This window comes from Acetobacter sp. AC2005 (assembly GCF_037901235.1).
GTDB lineage: Bacteria > Pseudomonadota > Alphaproteobacteria > Acetobacterales > Acetobacteraceae > Acetobacter > Acetobacter oryzoeni.
Window position 1 is genome coordinate 424594 of sequence record NZ_CP149625.1, and the last position, 23960, is coordinate 448553.

Sequence of the window (23960 nt, forward strand, 5' to 3'; positions counted from 1 at the left end):
AAGAAGGCTTCAGCAAAGGACAGGCCCAACCCATGCGCCGCACCTCCGCCCTTATTCTTATTGGCAACGAAATCCTTTCCGGCCGCACAAAAGATGAAAACATCCAGTTTCTGGCCCTCCGCTTAGGGGAACTGGGGATTCCTCTGCGCGAAATCCGTGTGATTCCGGATATCCGGGAAACCATCATCAACACCGTGACAGAAATGCGCGCGAAGTATGATGAGGTATTTACCACCGGTGGCATTGGCCCCACGCATGATGACATCACAGCCCCCTGTGTTGCCGAAGCTTTTGGTGTGCCGTGGGAGTTCCACCCGCCCACCTTCAAACTGCTGGAAACCTATTTTGGGCCGGAAGAATTTAACGCCGCCCGCCAGCGCATGGCCAAGCTGCCGCAGGGTGCCACACCCATTGTAAACCCGGTTTCACTGGCCCCGGGCTTTAGCATTGGCAATGTGCACGTTATGGCAGGTGTGCCCCGCATTATGCGCAGCATGTTTGATAGCCTTGCCCCCAGCCTGCAAAAAGGCGCGCCAGTCTTTTCTCGCACATGGCACACCACATCACTTTTTGAAGGCACATTGGCTGACGGGTTAGAGGATATTCAGAATCGCTTTCCGGATCTGGATATCGGCTCCTACCCTTTCCATCGTGAAGATGGCCGCCGCGGTGTAGCGCTTGTGGCCAAAGGCCAGAACCGCGCCGAAGTGGAAGAAGCAGCCAGCGCTATCCATGATCTTATCAAAACAAAAGGCGGCACCCCCGTAGAAGGAGAACCGCCTGTCTAACGCCTTAACTTCCTCCCCGCCGGTTTGCGCCAGTGGGGAGGTAACACTGCGTGTGTTAGCTCAGGGCTTCGCGCCCCATTGCCAGAAACTTTTCACGCCGCAGTTCTTTCAGGCGTGCCGGAGCAATTGGCAGAAGCGTTTTAAGTTCTTCTGTCAGCGCGGTGCGAACAGACTCGATAGCCACTGCGGGTTCACGCTGCGCGCCGCCTACGGGTTCGGGAATAATCCGGTCAATCAGCCCCAGCTTTTGCAAATCCTGCGCCGTCAGCCGCAGTGTTTCTGCCGCCGTGCTGGCCTGCTTGGGATCACGCCACAAAATGGAGGCACAGGCTTCGGGCGAGATAACGGAGTAGATGGCGTTTTCCAGCATCATCACCCGGTCACCAGCACCCAGCGCCACAGCGCCACCAGAACCACCTTCACCAATTACAGTGGCAACAAGCGGTACAGGCACTTCAAAACAGGTAGCAATAGAACGGGCAATGGCTTCAGCCTGCCCGCGCTGTTCGGCATCAATACCGGGCCATGCGCCTGCGGTATCAATAAATGTTAGAATCGGCATGTTAAAGTGCCCGGCCATTCTCATCAGCCGTTGCGCCTTGCGGTAGCCTTCTGGCCGCGCCATGCCAAAATTATGCTGGAGCCGGGTTTCCAGGTCTGAGCCGCGTTCAGTCCCGATCACCATAACCGGTGTGCCGTCAAAACGGCCCATGCCGCCAATAACAGCTTTATCATCTGCAAACAGGCGGTCCCCCGCCAGCGGTGTAAAGTCTGTTATCAGCGCATTCACATAGTCCTGCGTGTGCGGACGCTGCGCATGGCGGGCCACCTGCACCTTCTGCCACGGCGTAAGCTTGGCATAGATGGCACGCAGGTGCTTTTCCGCCTTTTCAGAAAGACGGGCCGTTTCTTCTTCTATGTTGACCCCGTTGGGGTCAGTCATTTGCCGCAGTTCGTCGATCTTGTTTTCAAGTTCGGCGACGGGCTTTTCGAAATCCAGGAACTGACGCATGCAGAAGCGGATAGCACAATGACGTGTAAAACCAAGTCACTTCATGCAACCAAACATATCTGAATGTCGATTTTTCACTTGGTGTGGGCAGAATCCGCCGCCAAAGGGTGATGCGCCTGCACGGCCTTTTGCAGGCGTTCTGTCTGCACATGGGTGTAAATCTGGGTGGTGGCGATGTCTGCATGCCCCAGCAACATCTGCAAAGCGCGCAAATCTGCCCCATGCGCCAGCAAATGCGTGGCAAAGGAATGGCGCAGCACGTGGGGGGAAAGGCGCGCCGGATCAATTTCCGCCCGTATGGCCACCGTGTGTAGAATCCGGTCAAACGCCTGCCGTGTCATGGGTTTTGCAGGGTCGCGGCCGGGAAACAGGAATGGACTTTCCAAATGCGCATCCACTTCCAGCAAAGCCTGTGCGGCTTCCCGCGCACTGTCTGAAAGTGGCACCAAGCGTTCCCGCCCGCCTTTGCCGCGCACCATGATCATGCGCTGGTCACCGGCTATGGCTTTACGTGGTAGCGCCAATAATTCGGAAATACGCAGGCCAGAGGCATACAGCAGCTCCAGCGCCGCCTTGGCTAAAATGCCGCGTCGTTTTTTGGCCAAGGATGCCCCGGCAGGCTCTGCACAGGCATTCAGCAGCGCAAGCACTTCCGATTCGGATAAAAAACGCGGCAAAGGTGTGCGGGGTTTGGGGCTATCCAGATGCGCTGCCGGGTTATCCACGCGCATGCCTTCACGCAGCAAAAACAGATAAAACTGCCGGATGCAGGACAAGCGCCGCGCAACCGTGCGCCGCGCCTGCCCGCTGCCTACCAATGCAGCCATCCAGTTTTGCAAACCCTCGGTTGTGGCCGTTTGCAGGGTTTGCCCCTCCCGCGCCAGACTTTCAGCGCAGGAGGTCAGGTCTGCTTCATACGCAGCCAGCGTATTGGGGGCGGCTGCACGCTCGGCAGCCAGCATCTCCAGAAAAAGATCAACGCCCCCGCTTAACATGGCTTACGGATGCGCAGGTGCTGCCGGAGCCGGAGCTGCAACCGGCGGCGGAGGTGCCACAGGTGCAGGTGGTGCAACGGCTGCTGGCGGGGCCGGCGGCGCGGCAGGCGTAATGGTGGGCTGTGCCGGAGCCGCAGGCACAACCGCAGAAACGACCGGAGCCGGAGGAGCAGCAGGCACCGCCACACTTGGCGCAGCAGCAGAAGTAGCCGGGGCGGCCAGCGGCAGATCACGATGCACTGGCTGGGGGACGGGTGGATGTGCGCTTAGGCCCAGCGCGGCAAAACCGCCCAGAACAACCGCAAACACTGCGGCGGCAACAATCAGAACCGTGCGGTTCATGCAGCTTGGCTCCCTTAACTGATATAGGTGTGTTCTGTCTGCTGTATGTTAAGCTGTGTTCCATGTCATCACGTATCTCTTCTCCCCACTCCGAAACAACGGACCCACCACCCATTCCGCTTGATCTGGAACGGGTCAGCCGCAACCATGGTTCTGGCATTATTCCCTTTGGCCGCAGCATCGTGCTTGTAGGCCTTATGGGAGCAGGAAAAACCACCATTGGCCGCCCCCTTGCCACCCGACTGGGGCTGCCATTTGTGGATGCCGATGTAGAAATAGAACGCGCAGCCGGCTGTTCCATTGCAGATGTTTTTCGCCTGTATGGTGAAGCCGCCTTTCGTGATGGAGAGCGGCGGGTGATTCGCAGGTTGCTGGAAGGCCCGCCCATGGTGCTGGCCACTGGCGGCGGTGCGTTTATGGATTCCACCACCCGCACCCTGGTGCGTGAGCGTGCAGTGTCCATCTGGCTGCGCTGCCCCCTGCCCGTGCTGGTGCGCCGCGTAAGCGGGCGCACGCACCGCCCGCTGCTGAACACGACATCCCCGCGTGAAGTGCTGGAAAACCTTATGGCCATCCGCCATCCGGTTTATGCCGAGGCAGATATTATTGTTGATTGTGGAGACAACAACGTGGAGCACACAACCACGCGCGTTATGGAAGCCCTTGCCCTTTCGCGCCGCCCGTTAAGGTTACCTGTCACCTTGGCGCATACATCTTATGATGTGGTGATCGGCACGAATCTGATTAGCCGCGCGGGTGCCTTGCTGGCCCCGGTACTGCCTCAGAAAAACGTGGTCATCATTACGGATGAAAACGTGGCCCCGCGCTATCTGCATCAGTTGGAAACCGCTTTGGCGGAAACGGGCATTACATCCCGCAGCCTGCGCGTGCCGCCGGGGGAACAGACCAAGTGTCTGGAGATGTATAAAAAGCTGACAGACAACATTCTGGAGCACGGCATAGAACGCCGCACCAGCATTATTGCGCTGGGCGGCGGCGTGGTGGGAGATCTGGCTGGATTCGTGGCCGCAACCACCCTGCGCGGGCTGCCCTTTGTGCAGATTCCCACCACATTGCTCTCTCAGGTCGATTCTTCAGTTGGTGGCAAAACGGGCATCAACACCCGCTGGGGCAAGAATCTGTTGGGGGCATTCCATCAGCCACTTTGCGTGCTGGCAGATGTATCCACCCTTGCAACCCTGCCGCGCCGCGAGTTGGTGGCTGGTTATGCCGAAATTGTGAAGTCCGGCCTCATTGGGGACGAAGCACTGTTTGCATGGTGTGAAGAAAACGGCGCCGCCGTGCTGGATCAGGACCCAGAAGCGCTGGCAATGGCTGTACAGCAGGCTTGCGCCTTCAAAGCCCGTGTTGTGGCAGCAGATGAGCGCGAGCAGCAAAAAAACAATGGCCGTGCCCTGCTCAATCTGGGCCACACATTTGGCCACGCACTGGAAGCCGAACTGGATTATGATGGCCGCCTTTTGCATGGCGAGGCTGTTTCCATCGGCCTGAATCTGGCTTTTGCGCTTTCCGTCCGTCTGGGCCTGTGCCCGCGTGCAGACATGGAGCGTGTGAATCGCCATCTGGAAGCCTTGGGCATGCCCGCACATATCCGAGACCTGCCCCACACCTTCCGCACGCAGGATCTGATGGCCCATATGCAGCGCGACAAGAAGATGCAGGACGGACGCCTTTCCTTTGTGCTGGCGCACGGAATCGGTCAGGCATTTACCACGCGGGATGTGCCCGCAGCAGCCGTGAGAGAGGTGCTGGAAGCAGACGGAAGCGTGGCTTAAAAGCAGCGACCCTACACCGCTGTAAGTTATCGGGTTGTAAATGTGTCACCTTGCCGCAATTCCGCCTTAATCAGACGAGAATGAGAGCGAGATACATGCTTTTGCAACATGTTATGGAAAGGGCCAGAAACCGTGGAAATACTTTTGCGCCAGAAACATATTCGTCCCACGAAATGAACTGTTGCAAATACAACACGGTTATGGCTTGTAATCACTAAGAGTATGAAGCTTCGGGTTCCTATTTTGGAACTGATCGTTTTATACGGCTTTAGGCATCTAGCTGGACCTGCCCGCTGAAATGGTTGGCGGGTTAGTCGAACAGATGAAATATTGAGGACCAAAAAATGCGTCTCCGCACGGCGTTACTTGCAACGACACTGATGGCAGCGGCTCCGGCGGCCGCATCTGCCACCACGATTACTGGCCCGTATGTAAACGTGGCCGGTGGTTATAACCTGGTTCAGAATCAGCACGCTCACCTCAACGGTGCAAACGCTGCTGGCGCCCCTCCGGGTGGAACCTCCTCTCAGCTGCGCCACAACACCGGCTTCACCGGTTTTGGTGCGTTCGGTTGGGGCTTCGGCAACGGCCTGCGCGCTGAAGTTGAAGGCGTTTACAACTACTCCAACATTGACCACCGTCCGGGCACGTCCCTGCCGGGTCATACACGTGGTTCCGACCAGTCCTACGGCGGTTTCGTGAACGTGCTGTATGATATCGACCTGAAGCAGTTCGGTATCGATGCACCTGTAACCCCGTTTGTTGGTGTTGGTGCCGGTTACCTGTGGCAGCACTACAACCCGATTGACACCAACTATGCTCACGGTGCTGGTCATACCCGCATCGGTGGCACGAACGGTGGCTTCGCTTACCAGGGTATCGTCGGTGCCGCTTATGACACGGGCATCCCGGGCTTCCAGGTGACCACGGAATACCGCATGATCGGTCAGCCGGGTTCCTTCATGGACGGTGCGTTCCACTACTCCGGTTCCAAGGGCACCGGCGGTAACGTGAACTTCGATCACCGCTTCAACCACCAGTTCATTCTGGGCCTGCGTTATGCGTTCGATACGGCTCCGCCGCCGCCGCCGCCGGCTCCGGTTGTTGCTGCTCCGGCTCCGCTGCCGGCTCGCTCCTACCTGGTGTTCTTCGATTGGGATAAGTCTGTCCTGACCGCTCGCGCTCGCCAGATCGTGGCAGAAGCTGCTCAGGCTTCCACCCACGTTCAGACAACCCGCATCGAAGTTAACGGTTACACCGATAACTCCGCTGCTCACCCCGGCCCGCGCGGTGAAAAGTACAACTTGGGTCTGTCCCTGCGTCGTGCTGACAGCGTGAAGGCAGAACTGATCCGTGACGGCGTTCCGGCTTCCGCCATTGACGTGCACGGTTACGGTGAAGCTCACCCGCTGGTTCCGACCGGCCCGAACACTCGCGAACCGCAGAACCGTCGCGTGGAAATCATCCTCCACTAATCGGCCTGCTTCCGGTTTTCGGAAAAAAGAAAGGGGTGCCTTCGGGCACCTCTTTTTTTATGTCTGCTTTTTCTGCATTCCAGTTTAAAGCTTTATGCCATGAGCAATGCATCCCCCTCTCCTTCTGCCGCCACAACCAAGCTTATCCGCCTGATAAAGTTTGGCATGGTGGGCAGCCTTGGTTTTTTGTGGGATTCAGGCACCGTTTACGCATTGCGCCCGCTTATCGGGCTTACGGCTGCAACATTGGTGGCCTATTTTGTAGCCGCCACGCTTAACTGGGTTTTTAACCGAATCTGGACGTTTAAAGGCGCAGGACACCATGAGCACCCTGTGCTGCAATGGCTCAGATTCCTAAGTGCCAACAGCCTTGGTTTTTTCCTCAACCGCGGCACTGTTTACCTGCTTTTCTATATTTTTCCGTTTTGCATGCAGCACCCCATTATTGCGTTGGCTGCAGGGGCCGGGGCAGGCATGCTGGCCAATTTTAGCATGAGCCAGAAAGTTGTCTTTCGGGAAAAACCGCCAGCTTCTGCGCTGGAACTGGCTGAAATGTCGGTTGAAATTTCAGCCCCAACCCCACATCAAACATCCGATACATAATTTGGCCATATCACCGGCCATTCTCTGCCCTCTTTCAGATCAGCGCAGGGTGCGCTACATCAGGAACACAGGTTAAGAGAACCTTGCCGTTTTCATCTGGCCGTGAGGCCCCTTTCCGCAAGTGTGGAAGCATCACGTGCCCAACCAGTTTCAGGATCGTCTGCCTCACGCCATGCTGACAACAAACGAAATTCGCACCGCTTTTCTGGAGTATTTTGCCAGCAACGGTCACCAGATTGTACCTTCATCGTCTCTGGTTCCCAAGAACGACCCCACCCTGCTGTTTACCAACGCGGGTATGGTGCAGTTCAAGAACGTATTTACCGGCCAGGAAACGCGCCCCTATTCTCGCGCAACCACTGCGCAGAAGGTTGTGCGCGCCGGCGGTAAGCATAACGATCTGGACAATGTGGGCTATACAGCACGGCACCACACGTTTTTTGAAATGATGGGCAATTTCTCCTTTGGGGATTACTTCAAACCCGAAGCGATTGAATTTGCGTGGAACCTGGTCACCAAGGGCTTCAACCTGCCCAAAGACAAGCTTTTGGTGACTGTATTTGCAGAAGATGAAGATGCCGCAGGTTTGTGGCGCTCCATCGCCGGGCTGGATGACAGCCGCATTATCCGCATTCCTACATCAGATAACTTCTGGCGTATGGGGGATACCGGCCCCTGCGGCCCTTGCTCCGAAATCTTTTTTGATCACGGCCCGGATGTTCCCGGTGGTCCGCCCGGCTCCCCCGATGAAGATGGGGATCGGTTTGTCGAAATCTGGAACCTCGTGTTCATGCAGTATTTCGAAGACCCACCGGGCACACGCTCTCCGCTGCCACGTCCCTCCATTGATACAGGGCTGGGGCTGGAACGCTTTGCCGCCATCATGCAGGGCAAGCGCGATAACTACGATACAGATACGTTTGTCGCCCTTATTCAGGCTTCAGCAGATCTAACGCATCAAGCAGCCGATGGCCCATTCAAGGCCAGCCACCGCGTTGTGGCCGACCATTTGCGCTCTACTGCCTTCCTGATTGCTGATGGCGTGCTGCCTTCCAAGGATGGTCGTGGCTATGTGCTGCGCCGCATCATGCGCCGCGCCATGCGCCACCTGCACATGATGGGCACGACAGAACCCACGTTCTACAAGCTCCTGCCGGCTCTTATTCAGCAGATGGGCGGTGCGTATCCTGAACTGGTGCATGGTGAAGCCCTGATCCGTGAAACCATGCGCGGTGAAGAAGAACGCTTTAAAGCCATGCTGGACCGTGGCCTGCACTTGCTGGAAGAAGAAAAATCTCATCTGGCCAGCGGCGCATCCCTGCCGGGTGATGTGGCCTTCCGCCTGTATGATACGTTCGGCTTCCCGCTTGATCTGACGCAGGATGCTCTGCGCGGCTCCGGCCACGATGTGGACGTTAAGGGCTTTGAAGAAGCCATGGCCGTGCAGCGCCAGCGCGCCCGCGCAGCATGGACAGGCTCTGGCGATACCGCAGTAGAAACCATCTGGTTTGAAGCGCGCGACAAGTTCGGGGCTTCCGAATTTTTGGGCTACAGCACGGAACAGGCTGATGGTGAAGTTCAGGCCGTTATTGCTGGCAATGAATTCCTGAAAGAAGCCCCTGTTGGCTCTGAAGTGGCCGTGCTGCTGAACCAGACACCGTTCTATGGTGAAAGTGGTGGTCAGGCTGGTGATACCGGCTTTCTGACGGCCTCTGGCGTTAAAGTTGCCATTACGGATACGCAGAAAAAAGCCGGGGATCTGATCGTGCATTACGGCACGGTTACGGAAGGCACACTGCGCCCCGGCATGGCTGTAACCGCCACAGTGGACCATGACCGCCGCAGCGCCATTCGCGCCCATCACTCCGCCACCCATCTGCTGCACGAAGCCCTGCGCCGCCACCTAGGTGCGCATGTGGCCCAGAAAGGCAGCCTGAACACAGCCGAACGCCTGCGCTTTGACGTAAGCCAGCCCCGCCCGATTACGGATGAGGAACTGGCGGCCATTGAAGCCGAAGTGAACAACCGTATCCGCGATAACTCGCAGGTTGTCACACGCTCCATGACACCGGATGAAGCCATTGCCGAAGGGGCTACCGCCCTGTTTGGTGAAAAATACGGTGATGAAGTGCGCGTGGTTTCCATGGGCGCTGGGGCCGACAACAAAGCCCCATGGTCCATGGAGCTTTGTGGCGGCACGCATGTAAACCGCACGGGGGATATCGGGCAGTTCCGCATTGTTTCAGAAAGTGGCGTTTCCGCCGGTGTGCGGCGTATTGAAGCCGTGGCTGGTAAAGCAGCGCAGGATCTGACTGTTTCTAACGAACAGCGCCTGACCCAGATGGCCGCCATGATGAAGGTTTCTGTGGCCGATGCCCCAGAACGTCTGGCCGCTGTGCTTGAAGAACGCCGCCAGATGGAAAAACAGATTGCCCATCTGCAGCGCCAACTGGCCACAGGCAACGTGGCCGCTGCGGGTGTAGACAAAATTGGCGCAGCACGTCTGGCCACCCGTAATGTGGGTGAAACGCCGCCGCGTGAACTCAAAGGGCTGGCCGAAACCATTCTCAAGCAGGGCAATGCCGATGTGGTGGTGCTGATTTCCACCGCAGATGGCAAAGGCAGCGTTGTGGCCGCCGTTGGCCCGGAAATGGTGGAAAAAGTAGATGCCGTAGCCCTTGTGCGTGCTGCCAGTGCTGCCATGGGTGGCAAAGGCGGCGGCGGGCGGCGCGATATGGCGCAGGCTGGTGGCCCAGATGCACAGGCGGCAGATGCAGCGTTTGCCGCCGTGCGTGAAGCCCTGAAGACCATGGCCTGAAACATCGGCCAAGCGGGAAGGAACTCCTTGGTGCCTTCCCGTTTTCTTCCCTTCATGTTGGCTTTCGCGTAAGGATTACTCCATGTCGCTACTTGCTTCGCTAAAACTTGTTGTTGCGCGCCCGCACCGGGAAGCGCGCCCTTTCCTTCTGGCATCTGGTGCCACGGCTGCTCTGGCCTACTGGGCCGGCCGTAAACTGCGCTGCCCGGTATTGCGCGGCGTGGGCCATGCTAGCGCAGGCTTTTTTGGCTTCTGCCTGTATTTCTTCCGTGATCCGGAACGGGTTACCCCCGCCCGTAACGATGTTGCCGTAGCTCCCGCTGATGGGCACATTGTTTCTATCGAAAAAGTGGCCCCGCCAGCAGAACTGGATATGGGCACAGCACCGGTATGGCGCGTTGCCACCTTTCTTTCCGTGCTGGATGTGCATGTTAACCGCATGCCTGCCGCTGGCACAGTTACGCGGGTGGCCTATCACCCCGGCCTGTTCCTGAACGCCAGCCTGGACAAGGCTTCCGAACAGAATGAACGCAACGCCCTCAGCCTTACCCTGCCCGATGGCCGCATGATGGCTGTGGTGCAGATTGCCGGGCTGGTGGCACGCCGCATTGTGTGCTCCGTAAAGGAAGGCGACAAAGTGGAAGCTGGTGAACGCTTTGGCATTATCCGCTTTGGCTCCCGCACAGATCTGTATCTGCCGCCGGGTGTGGAACCTCTGGTTTCTGTCGGGCAGACAATGGTAGGCGGTGAAACCGTCATGGCGCGGTTGTAAAACAGAGCAATCGTGACACAACCTTCCTCATCTCCTTCTGCTCCTGCACAGCAGACTTCCGAAACACCGCGCCGTCGTCGCCGTTTGCGGCGGCGGGTCCGCAGCAAAATACGTGGGCCCTCCTTTAACCGGCTTATTCCCAACATTCTCACCATGTTGGGGCTGTGCGGTGGCCTTATGGGCATGCGCTTTGCAGTGGATGGGCGTTTTCAGGCCGCTGCCGTGGCCTTGCTGATTTCCGCTTTTATTGATGGGCTGGATGGGCGTATTGCCCGGCTGCTGCGCGGTTCCACCCGCTTTGGCGCCGAATTTGATAGCCTGTCCGACTTTTTGTGCTTTGGGGTAGCACCTTCCTTCCTGCTGTATTTCTGGGCGCTGAAGGATGGCGGGCGGTATGCCTTTTTGCCGTGCATTATGTTTACCGTGTGCATGGCGCTCCGTCTGGCGCGCTTTAACGCCAATCTGGATGGGGAGCATCATCAGCCCAAATATGCCAGCAACTTCTTTACCGGCGTGCCGGCCCCCGCAGGTGCCGGGCTGGCGCTTTTCCCGCTCTTTTTGGGGCTGGAAGCGCAAAAGCTGGGCATAGACTGGCTTTACCGGCTAACACGCCTGCCGTGGATTCCCACGCTTACCTTGGCAAGCACGGGGTTGCTGCTGGTTTCTACCTTGCCGGTATGGTCATTCAAAAACTTCAAGGTGCCTGCCCAATATGTTCTGCCCCTTATGCTGGGCACGGGGCTTTATGCTGTGGTGCTGGTGGCAGACCCGTGGGCCGCGTTGGCCGCTGCGGGCGTGATTTACGTTTTTCTTCTGCCCCTTAGCCGCCTGAGCTTTCTACGGCTTAAAAAAGCGGCAGAAGACCTGCAAACCGATGAAGACGACATAGAAGAAACCCCAGCACCTTCACACAGCTGAGGTTTCAGCCTCCTTTGGGGGAACGGCCTGTTTGCCAAACAGGGAACACAGGCCGTTTAAAACATCCTGAGGCGCAGGCGGGCAGCCGGGTATTTTCAGATCTATGGAAACCCGGCGCTCCAACCCACCCAATACCGTATAATTTTCAGGAAACATGCCGCCATCCAAGGCGCAGCTTCCTACGGCAATCAGCCCTTTGGGGGTTGGCATGGCCTGCCATGCTGCTTCCAGCACCGGAGCCATGGCACGGGTGAGCGCGCCCGTTATCAGCAATACATCAGCATTGCGGGGCGATGTGACAAAGCCAAAGCCTGCGCCTTCCATATCATATGGCGCATATCGCAGGGCCTGAAGTTCCATTCCGCAGCCGCCACAGCCACCTGTATCAACATGGAACAGAAGCAGCGGCCAGCGTGGGCCTACGGGCTTCATGCGCCGCATATCCTGCCTGAAGGCTGCATCAAATACCGCGCGTATCAGCCCCATGTGTTTTTGCCTTTCATTCCGCCCGCCTGCACTGCTTACTGATCCAGCGCTGCTGCGTTGATATCCAATGATCGTGCAAGCAAGGCAACATCATCTGGCTGATGGCCCGGCAATATGGCCTCAAACGTTAACAAAGCGGCAGAAGATGGGTTGCGGGCAAACACCTGCTCCACCCGCCCTTCTTTTAGGCGCACCCAGTACAGAATACCACCCCACGGCCCTTCCACCATGCCTGTGCCTTCACTATCCTGCATGGAAAGCTGCACACTGCCGCCTGCTGTCAGCCCGATGCGGGATGCCACTTCATCCAACATGCGCAGGCTTTCGCCTACTTCCTCCAGCAAAAGCATGGCGCGATCTTCCGCCGTGCCGTCCTGCCTGCCAGAGGTAAAACGCCATATGCCTTCATAACCCGGCATCATGCGGCGGCCATCACAATCCCACCCGGCGGCGCGTGCTGTTGGCCCATCCAGCCCGACACGCTCCAGCAAATCTGCCGTCACCTTGCCTATGCCTGCCAACTGCATGGAAAGGCCCGGATATTCCTGCCACAGGGCCAGCAAGGCCGGATAGTCACGCTCTGCCACTTCACACAGGCGGCCACACATATCGCCCATTTGCGTGGCATGACGCAGGGAGAGGCCGCCGGGCACGCATACATCCATCAACAGGCGTGAACCGATAATGGGCGCGGCTTCCTGTATCAGCTTTTCACGTAACCCCATGCAGCCAGAAGCAACCAACCGTGCCCCGGCCAGACGCGCCATATCCGCCAGCAGAAAAAGATGGTGGCAAATACGTTCCAGTTCCAGCAACGCAACACGTAGCAGCCGGATTTCCGGACCTACCTGCTCCTTGCACGCATCTTCTACAGCCAAGCAAAACGCCACCTGATGCGCTACAGATTGCCCCGCCGCCACACGTGCGCTGAGTTTGCAGGCATCTTCCACACGGCTATTACGCCAGCGCAGTTCCATACCCCTATGCGCATAACCGGTTACGGTTTCTGCTGCGCGAATACGCCCTTCCCGCATGGCCAGCGCCACATGCACGGGCGGTTCCATACCGCCTGTGGCTGGGCCCCAGCCATCTGCCATATCACCCTCTTGGTGCATATGCTCAGCGGGTTGGAAATGAATAAGCCCTTTTTGCCCATCCCCTGCACCCGGATGCTCCGCCAAAGGCGTGGAGGATGACCATACATCATGGTCCAGCAAGGGCCTCACATCGGTCGCCCACATGCCCTCTGCGCCATACAGATCATAAATGCGGCGTTCATACAGGCAGGAAATATCTCTTGCGGGGGAAAGTGCGGGGTATCGGCCATCTTCCAGCGCCAACGTGGCCGCCAATGGCTGACCATCTGGCAGAAACAGTGCGTGCACATCTGTGCCATCGCACCACAACCCTACAAATGGCAGATCATCATGCTTGAGCGCATCTACCAGATCTCGCCATGCCATTTCCTGCAGCCTAAAGCGCCACGGGGTTTCTGTTTCCTCACCCGCCCAGATATGAGAAGCTGCATTCATATCAGAAAGCCCCCAGCATCATGGCCAGTGGCACCAGCAGGCCCGTGGCTGTTAGCACGGAACAGGCCACACGCCCGGCAGCATCCTGCGGCCAGAAATGATGCGTAATATCCCGCGCAGGCACAGCCCGCGTAACCGCCGCCAAAATGCCCGCAACCGTAAGCAGCGCCAACGGCCATGACCAATCGCTCATCATGGAAAGCAAAAGCAGGCACCCCACAAACGGTGCGCCGGGTGGAAAACACGCCAAGGTGTTAACGGCCCAACCACGGCCCGCACGCCCACCGCCTGCAAGGCACCAGCCACACAAAAACAGCAAAGCCGCCACATCGGCCTGAATACCAACCGCTATCAGCGCCAGTGCGGATGGAAAGGTGCGGAACAGCCTTTGCCTGTCTGCAAAGCGCCCGGCACAGGCGGTAAGCCACACAGAAAGCAGGCCACACAGCACAAGAGCCGTTTCAAACGCCTCGCCCCCATGTGTGCGCAGGCGCATGGCCAGCAGCAAAGCCGCCCCGGCAAATGGCAGAAACAGGAAGGTATCGTTTTCATCCTGCCAGAACTGCCCAAACGGAGAAAGACCGGTGAGCACCACCAAACCACAGGCCATCAGCAAGCCGGAAACAACGGTATTGGCGGGCAGCAACAGGCCGGAAAGCACCAAAAATGTGCCAACCGAGCCATTACGGATAAGCCCCCAGCCCATTCTGGCCTGCCCGGCCGGGCGGGTAAAAACAAACACACCCCATGCCAGAGCAGCTTCCAGAATACCCAAACCCACAGCGGGGTCTGGCGCAATACAGGCAAGCCCCGCCAAGGCGGTGGAAACATGCGGCAGGCTACGCACCAGCCTGTCATGCAGAATACCGTTTTCAAGCACCATCAGCAGCAGGCCAAAAGCCAGCATCACACGCCCGGCACGCTGCACGGGGTCATCATCCCACCCGGCGGCCACTGCGCCAGATGCAGGAAACACAAAAACTGCCAGCGCCAGCACACAGCCTATGGCGGACATCCATATTGCCAGCTCACGGCTACGCGCCACAGGCACCGCACATACGGCTGCCGCCCCCAAAAAGGGCCACACAAATGCCAGTGCTGCCAGAAACATGCCTGCCCCTGCTGTGCCTGTCATGCTGCATCTCCGTTCTTTTCTGGAGAGTCGGGAGAGGGTTTTTTACGAGCAGAAGGTGGGCGCAATGGCACCACACGCGGCATGATGCGGTGGATGCACATGCCCCCCAACACAGCCACAACAGCACCGGCCAAACCAGCCACACCCACTACAGAAGGCTGAGATGCCTGCACGCCGCACAGCAGTACACCCTCAACGCATGTAAGCAACCCGGCCCACTGCCACACCATGCTTTGCCGGCAGATAACAGAAACCAGACCAGCCACAACCACACATAAACTGGCAGGAAACACCGCAACACCTGCGCGCGTGCAGGCCAAAAGCAACAACACCATTAACCCCAGTGCAAAAAAGGGTATGGCGCTTCCCGTACGTTCCCGCGCGGCGTCATGCTGATAGCGCAGCAAAAACAACACCGGCCCTATGGCAAACACCACGGCCATAGCTGCCCCGGCCTGTTGCAAAGGCGTATGACCATCCACCAACATGGCGGCGGCTGCAACCAAGCCCAACAAGGGCAAAAACCCGATACCGCGCGCCACAACGCACAGCGCCAGCAAGGGCATGAGAATGGCGGCCAGTGTCATGAAGGTTCTCCTTCTGGCGCTGGCTCTGTGGAATAGCCTTGGGTATTTTCATCCTCAACGTTGTGGTTTTCCGGCTCCGCAGGTGGAGCAGCAACGTGAGAGGACGTCACCTGCCATGCCAGAACGCCCAGCAGAAAAATGGCACCCAACCGCACCCGCGCACGGCGGCCCGCAGGCAGCAAAGCCATACGCAGCACCGCCAGCATAAAGGATGCCACAAGCAGCTTGAACATCCACAGGCCCAGGCCTTCCACACATTGGGTCAGCCAGTTTTCGGCCCCGCTTTCTCCCGGCATGGCCAAGCTGCCTGCCCATGCCACATCTGCCGCCAGCGTAACCCAGCTCATCTGCATGCAATCTGCGGCCAAAAGCCACATGGCTCTATCCGGGCCGGAAAGTGTGGCAGAGGCTGTTTGCTCATCCCGCCTTGCCAAGGCTGTTGCCAAAAACAGCGCCACACCCGCCAGAACGTAAGGCGCACCTTCTGTAATAGGAGAAAGCACATGCAGCCTGCCTAAAAAGGCCACCAGATCATGCGCTCCGGTTAGCAACAGCACGGGGGTTAATACGGGCAAGAGCAACGCATCGGCCACAATGGCCGCGCACCCTTGTTGTGCGGCAGAGGCTTCCTGCACAGCCTGAGGCAGATCCAGCAAAACGCCTACGGCCACCAGAATAGTGCATACAAGCAGCATCCCCGGCGCAGGAAAGCCCGGCATGGTAAGTGTAAATACCGGCACCAGCCCACAGGCCAACACCGCCAGCACCAGCGCCAAGGCACAAAAAACACCATTCAGCCCATCTTGCCGCCCATATAGTGAAGGCCTACGGAACTGATGCCAGATTTCCTGCCATCTTCCCCCTGCGGGAAAACGGGGCTCACCTACCAATCGGCCGGCAAGACGATGCACCCACCCCGCAAACCAAGGCGCCACCAGCACCATAAGGGCGGTTTGAATAGCTAAAGCAGCAACGCAGCCAAACGCCCAGCCCCATGTTAAATCCTGCTTCATTTTCCTACAAACAGCCCCACCAGCAGGCCACCACCCAAAAGCAGCAGAATCAGCACAAGGCCCTGTGTTTCACACCATTCGGCCCCTCGGAACAACCAGCGCCTTCCATAGCGCAAAGCAACACGGCCACGGCGGGCCAGCCTTCTGTCCTTTCGGGTTTCTGCCGCAAGCCCAAAAAGCGCCATGCAGGCTGGCCATAAAGGGGCTGCACCTTCGTAAGAAACCGTATGGCCTTCAGCAGGCTGGATGATAGGGGCTCCTTGGCGCCACACTGGCACTGGCTTGATCACACGCCCAAAAGGCAAAAAGCCCAACAACCGCACCAACAGGGCGGCAGCGGCCAAAGCCGCGCCCAACGCCAGCAATGTAAAAACAGGCGTAAAACTGGCCCCTCCGCCTTCCAGCCAGATTGTGGCAATGCGGTTCCATTTGAGAGGTGGCACAACAGGCCCCACCACCAGATGGTCTGCCAGCGAAAGCCATACCCCCGGCAACAGCACAAGCAAAAGGGCCGCTCCGGCACATATCCAGCTTGGCCATACAAACTCTGCCGCCACAGGGGCCTGATGCGGCTGAAAAATGGTGGAAGGAAACAGCAGCGCAGCACCTGCCCGCAACAACCCAGCGCCCATAAGCACCATAATGCTGCCCAACAGCGTAAGCAGCAGCATTATAGTTAACGCGCCAACGGGTTGCGCCACGGCAATGGCATCATACGCGCCAACAAGCAGGCTCCATAAAACGGCAAACCCGCCAAATGGCGGCATAATGGAAAACAGCATTAACAGGCCCGCAACCAGCACATGCCCGGAAAGAGAGGCAATGCGGCGCTTTGGTTCTGCCTGCTGCCATTGGGCCAGCCATAGCAAACCAACAAGGGCCAGCATGGGTGCACCCATACCCAGAATAATGGCCATACGGAATGTTTCCATACCGCCAAAGCTGGAAACAAGAGCTAGCGCAACAGCCACCACCAATATGCCATACCATGCTGCACATAGGCCGGATGCAATACGTGCCAGCCCCTTATCCCGCATGGCCTGCAACGTGCCTGTTGCTGCCACCAAACATCCGCTTGCCACCAGCATGACCTGCGGCAGCACAGAAAGTTCGCCCACCTCTGCCAACAAACGGCCTAGCAAAAACAGCCCAACCATGCCGGGCAGCACAGCCGTAGGGCCTTTTTGCACAGAAACCGCCCAGCCCATCAGCAGCACTGTCAGGCACAAAAGCGGCACGCAAAACGGGCTATCAGCGGGAATACAGGCAGGCAGCACTGCAAATGGCAGGCACACACTGCGCCACCCGCCAGCGGCCAGAAGCACCAAGGCCGTGCCGGTAAGCAGCCCGAAAACAAGAGGCGAAAGAGCCAGAAAGCCCACACCCACAAACACGCAGGCCAGCGCCGCAGCGCCGCTACCGGCTACACCACCGGCAAACGCCAGCAAAACAAGCATGGGCAAAGCCGGGCCATCCAGCCCGAAAACCGGAAACCAGCTGAGTTCGCCCTCCAGCTTGCACGCAGCCCCCACAATGGCCAGCACGCCAGAAAGCGCCCACAGACCACCCATAATTTCTGCCCGCCAAACCGCAGCGCCGCGCAGAAGCCTGTCTGGCAGCACTGCAAAAACGCCCAGCGCAGCAAATATTGCCAGCAAACTGCAAAGAACAAAGGAGGTGAAAATGGAACCCGGCCCCAACCTGCTATGAAATCCGGCGGATAACACCATGACAGCCGGTTAATGACAATCTATTCAGCGCCGCGAAATGCGCGAAACGTATTTTCTGTCCTGTATAGCCTTTGCTGTGCCCCTTACCGGCAAGAGGGAACGGGAGAGCCAACGCTGCCGCAGCTTTACCGGCAGGGAAAGCGCTGAATACTCATCCCGCACCGCTTCCACCAGTATCAGGCTACCTGCGCCGGGGCATAGCACCTTGCCCGCAATATCCATTTTTCGCCCGTTATGGCGCATCCAGCGCATGGCCCCCGTGGGCAGAAAAAGGGCTTCATCCCACTGTTCCGGCTTGAGCATGGCCGCAGCCAGCATTTGCTTGAGACATCGGCGCGAAAAAGCTGCATCGTGCCTGAATGGCGTGCCCCGCAACCGCGACCGGCCACCAAAACGGCTGGGCACAATTAACAGCAGCCTGCCATCAGGCTTCATCACCTGCCCGGCGGCCCGCAGAACAGACACGGATTGTTTGCGATCATCCAGCGCATGCACCATAAGCACGCGGTCAAACTGTTCGGGCTGAAACGGCAAGCCGTGCAGATCCACCACACAGCTTCGGCCCGGAATGGATGCCGCATCCCATTGCGGCGCATTGGCCGCAACCAAACAGGCTGGCGTGTTTCTGCCGCTCTCCAGCTTTTCCAGATAAGCCGCGGCATGCCCCAAACCCAGCACAGCATGCTGCTGCCCCAGATCTGGCCAGAACCAGCGCAGGCGTTCACCAACCAGAGCCAGAAAACACTGGCCTCTTGCTGTTGTGTAAAAACTGCTTTCCGGCGGCATGACATCAAGCATCCTGCATGTCTATCATACGGTTTGTGACCCCGTCATGATTTGCCTTCCCTATTCCCAAACTTTCACAGCAGGAGCTTTCCTCATGCCTTTGGATGTTCAGGCCATTCCCGTTCTATCCGACAATTACGCGTGGTTTCTGCGTGATACGGAAACAGGCACCACCGCAGTGATAGACCCAGGAGAAGCTGCCCCCGTTGCCAACTTTATTGAAAAAGAAGGCGGGCGGTTGGATCTGATTTTGCTCACACACCATCATCATGACCACACCGGCGGCACAGAAGCCCTGCGCCAACGCTATCATGCCCGTGTGGCTGGGCCGGCCGCCGAACAACAGCGTATGCCGCCACTGGATATTGCACTGCATGATCAAGAAAACATTGCCGTGGGTGCGTGCATCGGCACTGTTATTGCTGTTCCGGGCCATACGCTGGGGCATATTTGCTATGACTTCCCCAACCCGCCCTCTCTATTTTGTGGGGATACGCTGTTCAGCCTTGGATGTGGCCGACTGTTTGAGGGCACTGCCGAACAGATGTTTGAAAGCCTGCACAAGCTGGATGCGTTGCCAGATGCAACGCGCGTTTATTGTGGGCACGAATATACGCTAGGGAACAGCGCCTTTGCCCTGCACGCAGAGCCACATAATGCGGCCCTGAAGGAACGTGTGGCCGAAGTGCGCCGCCTGCGGGCAGAAAACAAACCCACCGCGCCCTCCACATTGGGGATGGAACGCGCCACCAACCCCTTTTTACGCGCGCAGGACGTGCAAACCTTTGCACAACTGCGCCGCGAAAAAGATACGTTCTAAACACTTCCGTTCAGGGGGCGTGCCCGGCTTGCGCTCCGGCTTCCTGCGCGGCATGGCGCGCTGCCTGAAAAACAGGTTGCAAGGCAGAAACAGGGAGGGTTCCCAACTGCATGGTGCCATTACGCAACATCAGCGGCATTTGCAGGTTACCCGGCTGTTCCCGCGTAACACGCGCCAACATGGCGGCCATGCCTGTGGCCTCCTGCGCGGAAAGTGTGCCTTCACGCCGCAAGCTCTCTAAAAAGGGCTGCCAGTTTGCCACGCTCAGCCAGAAATCACCCGTGGGGCGCAAAAGCTCTCCGCCACGCACCTGCCCTGTCATGTTCAGGTTCAAACCACGCCAGTGGGCTGTAAAGCGTTGCACCAGAACATCTGGCCATGCAGCTGCACCATTGGATGGAAAAATGCTTTCGCGCACACTTGTTGTTGGCCCGGGTATGGCAATGGCAGCCTGCACATGCTCCAGCACTGTCTGCCAACCCGTTATTCCCCAACGCTGGGCCTTTACAAAAAGCGAGGCCGTGCTTTGCTCCTGCGTTGCCTGCATGTTCCAAAAGGCTTTGCCCCGCACATTTTGCAGCACCATATCGCCCATATGGCTGGCACCAGCAGGAAACAGCACATGCAGGAACGGCGCCTGAAAAGCCGCATGGCCCGCCGCCTTTCTACTTAACGGAAGGTCAAGCTCTATGGGGTCTCCCTCCATATGCAGAATAACAGGAGCGTCATCCTCTTCCTGCCCATTATGGAGTGTTTCCATCACCATCGGGCTAATCAGCCGCACATGTATGAAAAATGGCCGCCAGAACGCGGTATCTGCCGTAACGCGCGCCGCAGCGTAAATGATCTGAAAAGCAGAAGAACGCGCAGCCAATAATGGCGTGCACACCATACGCATGTTTTGTGTATCTAGCCGCGCACGCCATGGCCACCCATTTACAGCGCGAGATGTGTAATGAGCCTGACACCCAGATGGCATATTATCTGCCTGTTTTTGCAGATACTGCGCACTTGCCCACCAATAGCCACTTAAAACCAGAAAGCAGCCACCAGCACCTGCCGCAACATTAAGAAACGCTTTTTTCATTCACACCCTTTTCCTGAACATTCATGGCGGTTTCCCACAGAGTCCCGCCTTTTATCCACAGGTAAGGGGACTGCGCCCTTATTCTGTCATATTCGCACCAAGTTGGAGGGAAAACCTGATGCTGTTTTTTGCAGGGGAAGGCACCTTCTAAAAAAAGCCCTTGATATGAAAGACAAAAACGCGACAGTTTTGTCATTCACAAAAAATTTACAAAGTATTCAATTTGCATTTTACAGATATTTACAGAAAAAGACGCCCGATTACTGATGCACCCACCCATATGGGCAAAAGAAATTCCACAAAGTTATCCACATGCTTTTGTGCAGTTTTTATCCCCTGCTCTCAGGCTATGGGCTGAAATGTTTTTTCCTGTTCACGCCATCCAGCCTCAATATCTGCCAGCAAGGCCGCGCGCTTGGCTGGGCCTACGGCTGGGCCAATGGCTATGTGCAAAACGCCAGAGCGTTTGAAAAACGCATTGCGCCCCCAGAACAGGCCAGAATTGGTAGCAACCGGAATAACCGGCAGTTTGGCGTGGTTGGCCATGGCGGCAATGCCCGGTTTAAGTGCTACGTGCTCACCCGGTGCCGTGCGTGTGCCTTCAGGGAAAATAATGATCTGCCTGTCTGCCTTCAGGGCTTTGTCTGTTTCCTGCAACAGCATGCGCATGGCCTTGGCCCCTGCTGCACGCTCAATAGGCATCATGCCGGTTAAAACCAGCATGGGGCCAAGCAGGGGAATACGCCGCAGTTCACCCTTCATCACATAACATGGCCGGGGCAGCAGCAGCATCCACACCAGCGTATCAAAAGCGGATTGATGCTGAGATGCAATAAGTGCCGGCCCCTTGGCGGGCAGATGCTCCAGCCCAGTAATTTCCACCTTTACGCCGCAAATACTGCGAAACAGCGCCAAAACAAGCCGAGACCACAATTTTGCATAAGGCAACGCCAACCCATGCGCAAACCAGCGAATGGGAAAAGCCCCAACGCCCATAAGCAGCGTAAGCAGAAAAGCCAGAACGTTAAACAGAACGGAACGGAGCACAGACATTCAAAAAACCCGGCGTAGTCTTAAAGATCATTCAGGACATGTTGCATCTGGACACCAGAAAAAAAGCCCATATGCAAGCGGCAAGCATGCAGGGGCTGCATCTGCCATGCCGGTTTCGGCTGGCATCCACCTGCCCCACGCTGTATAGAAAAGCCCGATCTGCACAGGAAGACAGGATAATATGAGCGATTACAAGGTTAAGGATCTCTCTCTCGCTGAGTGGGGCCGCAAGGAAATTTCCATTGCCGAAGGCGAAATGCCCGGCCTGATGGCCCTGCGCGAGGAATACGGCCAGAGCAAGCCGCTGAAAGGCGCACGCATTGCCGGCTGCCTGCACATGACCATCCAGACCGCCGTGCTGATTGAAACACTGGTGGCCCTTGGCGCCACGGTGCGTTGGTCATCTTGCAACATCTTCTCTACGCAGGACCACGCTGCGGCTGCCATTGCTGCTGCGGGCATTCCCGTATTTGCATGGAAAGGCCTGTCGGAAGAAGAATTCTGGTGGTGCATTGAACAGACAGTGAAGGGCCCCGATGGCTGGACCCCGAACATGATTCTGGATGACGGCGGTGATCTGACCGTGCTGATGCACGACAAATACCCCGAACTGCTGGCCAACGTGAAAGGCCTTTCTGAAGAAACCACAACAGGTGTGCACCGCCTGTGGGAAATGCAGAAAAAAGGCACGCTGAAGGTTCCGGCCATTAACGTGAACGACAGCGTTACCAAATCCAAGTTCGATAACCTGTATGGCTGCCGTGAAAGCCTGGTGGACGCCATCCGCCGTGGCACAGACGTGATGATGGCTGGCAAGGTTGCCGTTGTTGCCGGTTATGGTGATGTGGGTAAAGGTTCTGCTGCTTCCCTGCGCAATGCAGGCTGCCGCGTTCTGGTTACGGAAGTAGACCCCATCTGCGCTCTTCAGGCCGCCATGGAAGGCTACGAAGTGGTGACGATGGAAGAAGGTGCCCCCCGTGGTGACATCTTTGTAACCGCCACCGGCAACGTGGACGTGATTACGCTTGACCACATGCGCGCCATGAAAAACCGCGCCATTGTGTGCAACATCGGGCACTTTGATTCTGAAATTCAGATCAACGCGCTGCGTAACTTCACGTGGGACAACATCAAGCCGCAGGTGGACGAAGTTGTGTTCCCCGATGGCAAGCGCCTGATTGTTCTGTCCGAAGGCCGTTTGGTGAACCTTGGCAACGCCACGGGCCACCCCTCCTTTGTGATGTCTGCTTCCTTCACCAACCAGACACTGGCCCAGATTGAACTGTGGACAGCGCCGGAAGGTAAATACGAAGCCAAGGTGTACACCCTGCCCAAAAAGCTGGATGAAAAGGTTGCTGCCCTGCATCTGGCCAAGGTTGGCGCACATCTGAGCAAGCTGAACAAAGAGCAGGCCGAATATATTGGCGTGCACGTTAACGGCCCGTTCAAGCACCACGACTACCGCTACTGATTTTTTAAATCGGTGCACAAAAGGGGTATGGGCCACCAGTTGGCCCATATCCCTTTTTTATGTACTACCAGCTTTGCCTGTGCGGTATAGGCTGCCTTTTTCCGGCCATGTCTTGTAAAAAAACTTAATATTCAGAAAGCATTAAGCGCTCTATGCAACAAGCAATGCTGCTGTATGCTTAAGGGTATTGCATGGCTTGCCTTTAAGCATTCTGCTTCTTGTATTGTAAAAGTCATGCTGGCTCTTGCGAAAGGATTTCTGAACATGAGCATTTTTGGCTCCATTCTCTCCGCCATTTTCCATCATGCCAAGGCTGCCACGCCAGACACCACATCCCCTGCCAACGCTGGTGCACAGCCTTCTGCTGCTGCCGCTGCGGCTCCGGGCTCCATTCCGCCTGCTGGCACACCGGTAAATGTTGATGCCGTGCTGGCCGATATGGCTGCAAAAAATGGCCAGAACCTGAACTGGCAGGAATCCATTGTGGATCTGCTGAAGCTTCTGGGCCTCGACAGCTCCCTGGATGCCCGCAAGAAACTGGCTGGCGAACTGGGTTATACGGGTGACACGAACGATAGCGCCACCATGAACGTATGGCTGATTAAAGAAGTACGCCAGAAACTGGCCGAAAACGGCGGTAAAGTGCCTGCTGGCCTGTAATATCTGGTAAGAAAAACCAGTTTTACCGGTTAAAACAAAAAGGCGTGCTGCTTTCGGGCGGCACGCCTTTTTGTTGCGGTG

22 protein-coding genes are annotated in these 23960 nt (G+C 57.3%); 10 read left to right on the forward strand and 12 right to left on the reverse strand.

The window, feature by feature from the left end; all coding sequences use genetic code 11:
- Positions 1-32: 32 nt before the first annotated feature.
- Positions 33-788 carry a molybdopterin-binding protein gene (locus tag QQM41_RS02005; protein ID WP_339077572.1) on the forward strand — a complete coding sequence of 252 codons (756 nt, stop codon included), beginning with the start codon at positions 33-35 and terminating at the stop codon, positions 786-788.
- Between the two features lie 55 nt (positions 789-843).
- Here the strand turns inward: QQM41_RS02005 and QQM41_RS02010 are convergent, their stop codons facing one another.
- The 3 genes from QQM41_RS02010 to QQM41_RS02020 all read right to left on the reverse strand — a co-directional run bounded on the left by QQM41_RS02010 (position 844) and on the right by QQM41_RS02020 (position 3137).
- Entirely contained in the window at positions 844-1800 is a 957-nt protein-coding gene (locus tag QQM41_RS02010) for an acetyl-CoA carboxylase carboxyltransferase subunit alpha (protein WP_050819488.1), read from the reverse strand.
- A gap of 74 nt (positions 1801-1874) precedes the next feature.
- On the reverse strand, positions 1875-2795 hold the full coding sequence (locus QQM41_RS02015) for a site-specific tyrosine recombinase XerD (protein WP_339077573.1): 921 nt from the start codon (positions 2793-2795) through the stop codon (positions 1875-1877).
- Between the two features lie 3 nt (positions 2796-2798).
- A complete protein-coding gene (locus QQM41_RS02020) occupies positions 2799-3137 on the reverse strand; it encodes a hypothetical protein (RefSeq protein WP_004448996.1) in 339 nt (112 codons plus the stop codon).
- A 62-nt stretch (positions 3138-3199) separates the two neighbouring features.
- Between QQM41_RS02020 and aroB the strand changes: the two genes are divergently transcribed.
- The 6 genes from aroB to QQM41_RS02050 all read left to right on the forward strand — a co-directional run bounded on the left by aroB (position 3200) and on the right by QQM41_RS02050 (position 11519).
- Entirely contained in the window at positions 3200-4933 is a 1734-nt protein-coding gene (aroB, locus tag QQM41_RS02025) for a 3-dehydroquinate synthase (protein ID WP_339077574.1), read from the forward strand.
- Between the two features lie 344 nt (positions 4934-5277).
- The gene (locus QQM41_RS02030) at positions 5278-6408 is read left to right on the forward strand and encodes an OmpA family protein (RefSeq protein WP_050819486.1); all 1131 of its coding nucleotides are present in this window, start codon (positions 5278-5280) and stop codon (positions 6406-6408) included.
- Between the two features lie 99 nt (positions 6409-6507).
- Positions 6508-7011, forward strand: a complete 504-nt coding sequence (locus QQM41_RS02035) for a GtrA family protein (protein ID WP_050819485.1) — start codon at positions 6508-6510, stop codon at positions 7009-7011.
- A 172-nt stretch (positions 7012-7183) separates the two neighbouring features.
- Positions 7184-9829 carry an alanine--tRNA ligase gene (gene alaS, locus QQM41_RS02040; protein WP_339078137.1) on the forward strand — a complete coding sequence of 882 codons (2646 nt, stop codon included), beginning with the start codon at positions 7184-7186 and terminating at the stop codon, positions 9827-9829.
- Between the two features lie 82 nt (positions 9830-9911).
- On the forward strand, positions 9912-10601 hold the full coding sequence (locus tag QQM41_RS02045; RefSeq protein WP_050819483.1) for a phosphatidylserine decarboxylase: 690 nt from the start codon (positions 9912-9914) through the stop codon (positions 10599-10601).
- A gap of 12 nt (positions 10602-10613) precedes the next feature.
- Entirely contained in the window at positions 10614-11519 is a 906-nt protein-coding gene (locus QQM41_RS02050) for a phosphatidylcholine/phosphatidylserine synthase (protein WP_050819482.1), read from the forward strand.
- On the opposite strand, the gene QQM41_RS02055 is transcribed toward QQM41_RS02050, so the two are convergent.
- The 7 genes from QQM41_RS02055 to QQM41_RS02085 are packed head-to-tail and all read right to left on the reverse strand — an operon-like array spanning position 11508 to position 18800.
- Complete coding sequence (locus QQM41_RS02055) at positions 11508-12005, reverse strand: NADH-quinone oxidoreductase subunit B (protein WP_012812682.1); 498 nt, start codon at positions 12003-12005, stop codon at positions 11508-11510. The genes QQM41_RS02050 and QQM41_RS02055 overlap by 12 nt on opposite strands.
- A 35-nt stretch (positions 12006-12040) precedes the next feature.
- Positions 12041-13537: an NADH-quinone oxidoreductase subunit D gene (locus QQM41_RS02060; protein ID WP_339077576.1), complete on the reverse strand. Its 1497-nt coding sequence runs from the start codon at positions 13535-13537 to the stop codon at positions 12041-12043.
- 1 nt (position 13538) lies between these two features.
- Positions 13539-14672: a hypothetical protein gene (locus QQM41_RS02065; protein WP_339077577.1), complete on the reverse strand. Its 1134-nt coding sequence runs from the start codon at positions 14670-14672 to the stop codon at positions 13539-13541.
- On the reverse strand, positions 14669-15259 hold the full coding sequence (locus QQM41_RS02070; RefSeq protein WP_128105074.1) for a hypothetical protein: 591 nt from the start codon (positions 15257-15259) through the stop codon (positions 14669-14671). Before QQM41_RS02070 ends, QQM41_RS02065 begins: the two co-directional genes overlap by 4 nt.
- Complete coding sequence (locus tag QQM41_RS02075; RefSeq protein ID WP_339077578.1) at positions 15256-16272, reverse strand: hypothetical protein; 1017 nt, start codon at positions 16270-16272, stop codon at positions 15256-15258. Before QQM41_RS02075 ends, QQM41_RS02070 begins: the two co-directional genes overlap by 4 nt.
- The gene (locus tag QQM41_RS02080) at positions 16269-18002 is read right to left on the reverse strand and encodes a hypothetical protein (RefSeq protein WP_339077579.1); all 1734 of its coding nucleotides are present in this window, start codon (positions 18000-18002) and stop codon (positions 16269-16271) included. The genes QQM41_RS02075 and QQM41_RS02080 overlap by 4 nt, the downstream gene beginning before the upstream one ends.
- Positions 18003-18026: 24 nt before the next feature.
- A complete protein-coding gene (locus QQM41_RS02085) occupies positions 18027-18800 on the reverse strand; it encodes a methyltransferase domain-containing protein (protein ID WP_339077580.1) in 774 nt (257 codons plus the stop codon).
- An 82-nt stretch (positions 18801-18882) separates the two neighbouring features.
- On the opposite strand from QQM41_RS02085, the gene gloB reads away from it, so the two are divergent.
- Positions 18883-19608 carry a hydroxyacylglutathione hydrolase gene (gene gloB / locus QQM41_RS02090; RefSeq protein WP_339077581.1) on the forward strand — a complete coding sequence of 242 codons (726 nt, stop codon included), beginning with the start codon at positions 18883-18885 and terminating at the stop codon, positions 19606-19608.
- A gap of 10 nt (positions 19609-19618) precedes the next feature.
- Here the strand turns inward: gloB and QQM41_RS02095 are convergent, their stop codons facing one another.
- Together QQM41_RS02095 and QQM41_RS02100 are read right to left on the reverse strand one after the other, a co-directional pair.
- The gene (locus QQM41_RS02095; RefSeq protein ID WP_339077582.1) at positions 19619-20695 is read right to left on the reverse strand and encodes a DUF2125 domain-containing protein; all 1077 of its coding nucleotides are present in this window, start codon (positions 20693-20695) and stop codon (positions 19619-19621) included.
- A gap of 342 nt (positions 20696-21037) precedes the next feature.
- Positions 21038-21748: a 1-acyl-sn-glycerol-3-phosphate acyltransferase gene (locus QQM41_RS02100; protein WP_128105068.1), complete on the reverse strand. Its 711-nt coding sequence runs from the start codon at positions 21746-21748 to the stop codon at positions 21038-21040.
- 181 nt (positions 21749-21929) lie between these two features.
- Here QQM41_RS02100 and ahcY point away from each other — a divergent pair, with 181 nt between their 5' ends.
- Together ahcY and QQM41_RS02110 are read left to right on the forward strand one after the other, a co-directional pair.
- Positions 21930-23219, forward strand: coding sequence for an adenosylhomocysteinase (ahcY, locus tag QQM41_RS02105; protein ID WP_003628366.1), 1290 nt, complete (start codon positions 21930-21932; stop codon positions 23217-23219).
- Between the two features lie 174 nt (positions 23220-23393).
- Positions 23394-23879, forward strand: coding sequence for a DUF3597 domain-containing protein (locus QQM41_RS02110; RefSeq protein ID WP_080986766.1), 486 nt, complete (start codon positions 23394-23396; stop codon positions 23877-23879).
- Positions 23880-23960: the final 81 nt, after the last annotated feature.

What these genes read in the sequence shown, in the direction of transcription:
- QQM41_RS02075 (WP_339077578.1), bottom strand. Translation starts at nt 16,272, where the DNA reads ATGAAGCAGGATTTAACATGGGGCTGGGCGTTTGGCTGCGTTGCTGCT.
- QQM41_RS02060 (WP_339077576.1), bottom strand. Translation starts at nt 13,537, where the DNA reads ATGAATGCAGCTTCTCATATCTGGGCGGGTGAGGAAACAGAAACCCCG.
- QQM41_RS02020 (WP_004448996.1), bottom strand. Translation starts at nt 3,137, where the DNA reads ATGAACCGCACGGTTCTGATTGTTGCCGCCGCAGTGTTTGCGGTTGTT.
- QQM41_RS02030 (WP_050819486.1), top strand. Translation starts at nt 5,278, where the DNA reads ATGCGTCTCCGCACGGCGTTACTTGCAACGACACTGATGGCAGCGGCT.
- QQM41_RS02010 (WP_050819488.1), bottom strand. Translation starts at nt 1,800, where the DNA reads ATGCGTCAGTTCCTGGATTTCGAAAAGCCCGTCGCCGAACTTGAAAAC.
- QQM41_RS02005 (WP_339077572.1), top strand. Translation starts at nt 33, where the DNA reads ATGCGCCGCACCTCCGCCCTTATTCTTATTGGCAACGAAATCCTTTCC.
- aroB (WP_339077574.1), top strand. Translation starts at nt 3,200, where the DNA reads ATGTCATCACGTATCTCTTCTCCCCACTCCGAAACAACGGACCCACCA.
- QQM41_RS02070 (WP_128105074.1), bottom strand. Translation starts at nt 15,259, where the DNA reads ATGACACTGGCCGCCATTCTCATGCCCTTGCTGGCGCTGTGCGTTGTG.
- QQM41_RS02055 (WP_012812682.1), bottom strand. Translation starts at nt 12,005, where the DNA reads ATGGGGCTGATACGCGCGGTATTTGATGCAGCCTTCAGGCAGGATATG.
- QQM41_RS02080 (WP_339077579.1), bottom strand. Translation starts at nt 18,002, where the DNA reads ATGGTGTTATCCGCCGGATTTCATAGCAGGTTGGGGCCGGGTTCCATT.
- alaS (WP_339078137.1), top strand. Translation starts at nt 7,184, where the DNA reads ATGCTGACAACAAACGAAATTCGCACCGCTTTTCTGGAGTATTTTGCC.
- ahcY (WP_003628366.1), top strand. Translation starts at nt 21,930, where the DNA reads ATGAGCGATTACAAGGTTAAGGATCTCTCTCTCGCTGAGTGGGGCCGC.
- QQM41_RS02045 (WP_050819483.1), top strand. Translation starts at nt 9,912, where the DNA reads ATGTCGCTACTTGCTTCGCTAAAACTTGTTGTTGCGCGCCCGCACCGG.
- QQM41_RS02110 (WP_080986766.1), top strand. Translation starts at nt 23,394, where the DNA reads ATGCTTAAGGGTATTGCATGGCTTGCCTTTAAGCATTCTGCTTCTTGT.
- QQM41_RS02095 (WP_339077582.1), bottom strand. Translation starts at nt 20,695, where the DNA reads ATGAAAAAAGCGTTTCTTAATGTTGCGGCAGGTGCTGGTGGCTGCTTT.
- QQM41_RS02100 (WP_128105068.1), bottom strand. Translation starts at nt 21,748, where the DNA reads ATGTCTGTGCTCCGTTCCGTTCTGTTTAACGTTCTGGCTTTTCTGCTT.
- QQM41_RS02015 (WP_339077573.1), bottom strand. Translation starts at nt 2,795, where the DNA reads ATGTTAAGCGGGGGCGTTGATCTTTTTCTGGAGATGCTGGCTGCCGAG.
- QQM41_RS02085 (WP_339077580.1), bottom strand. Translation starts at nt 18,800, where the DNA reads ATGCTTGATGTCATGCCGCCGGAAAGCAGTTTTTACACAACAGCAAGA.
- QQM41_RS02035 (WP_050819485.1), top strand. Translation starts at nt 6,508, where the DNA reads ATGAGCAATGCATCCCCCTCTCCTTCTGCCGCCACAACCAAGCTTATC.
- gloB (WP_339077581.1), top strand. Translation starts at nt 18,883, where the DNA reads ATGCCTTTGGATGTTCAGGCCATTCCCGTTCTATCCGACAATTACGCG.
- QQM41_RS02065 (WP_339077577.1), bottom strand. Translation starts at nt 14,672, where the DNA reads ATGACAGGCACAGCAGGGGCAGGCATGTTTCTGGCAGCACTGGCATTT.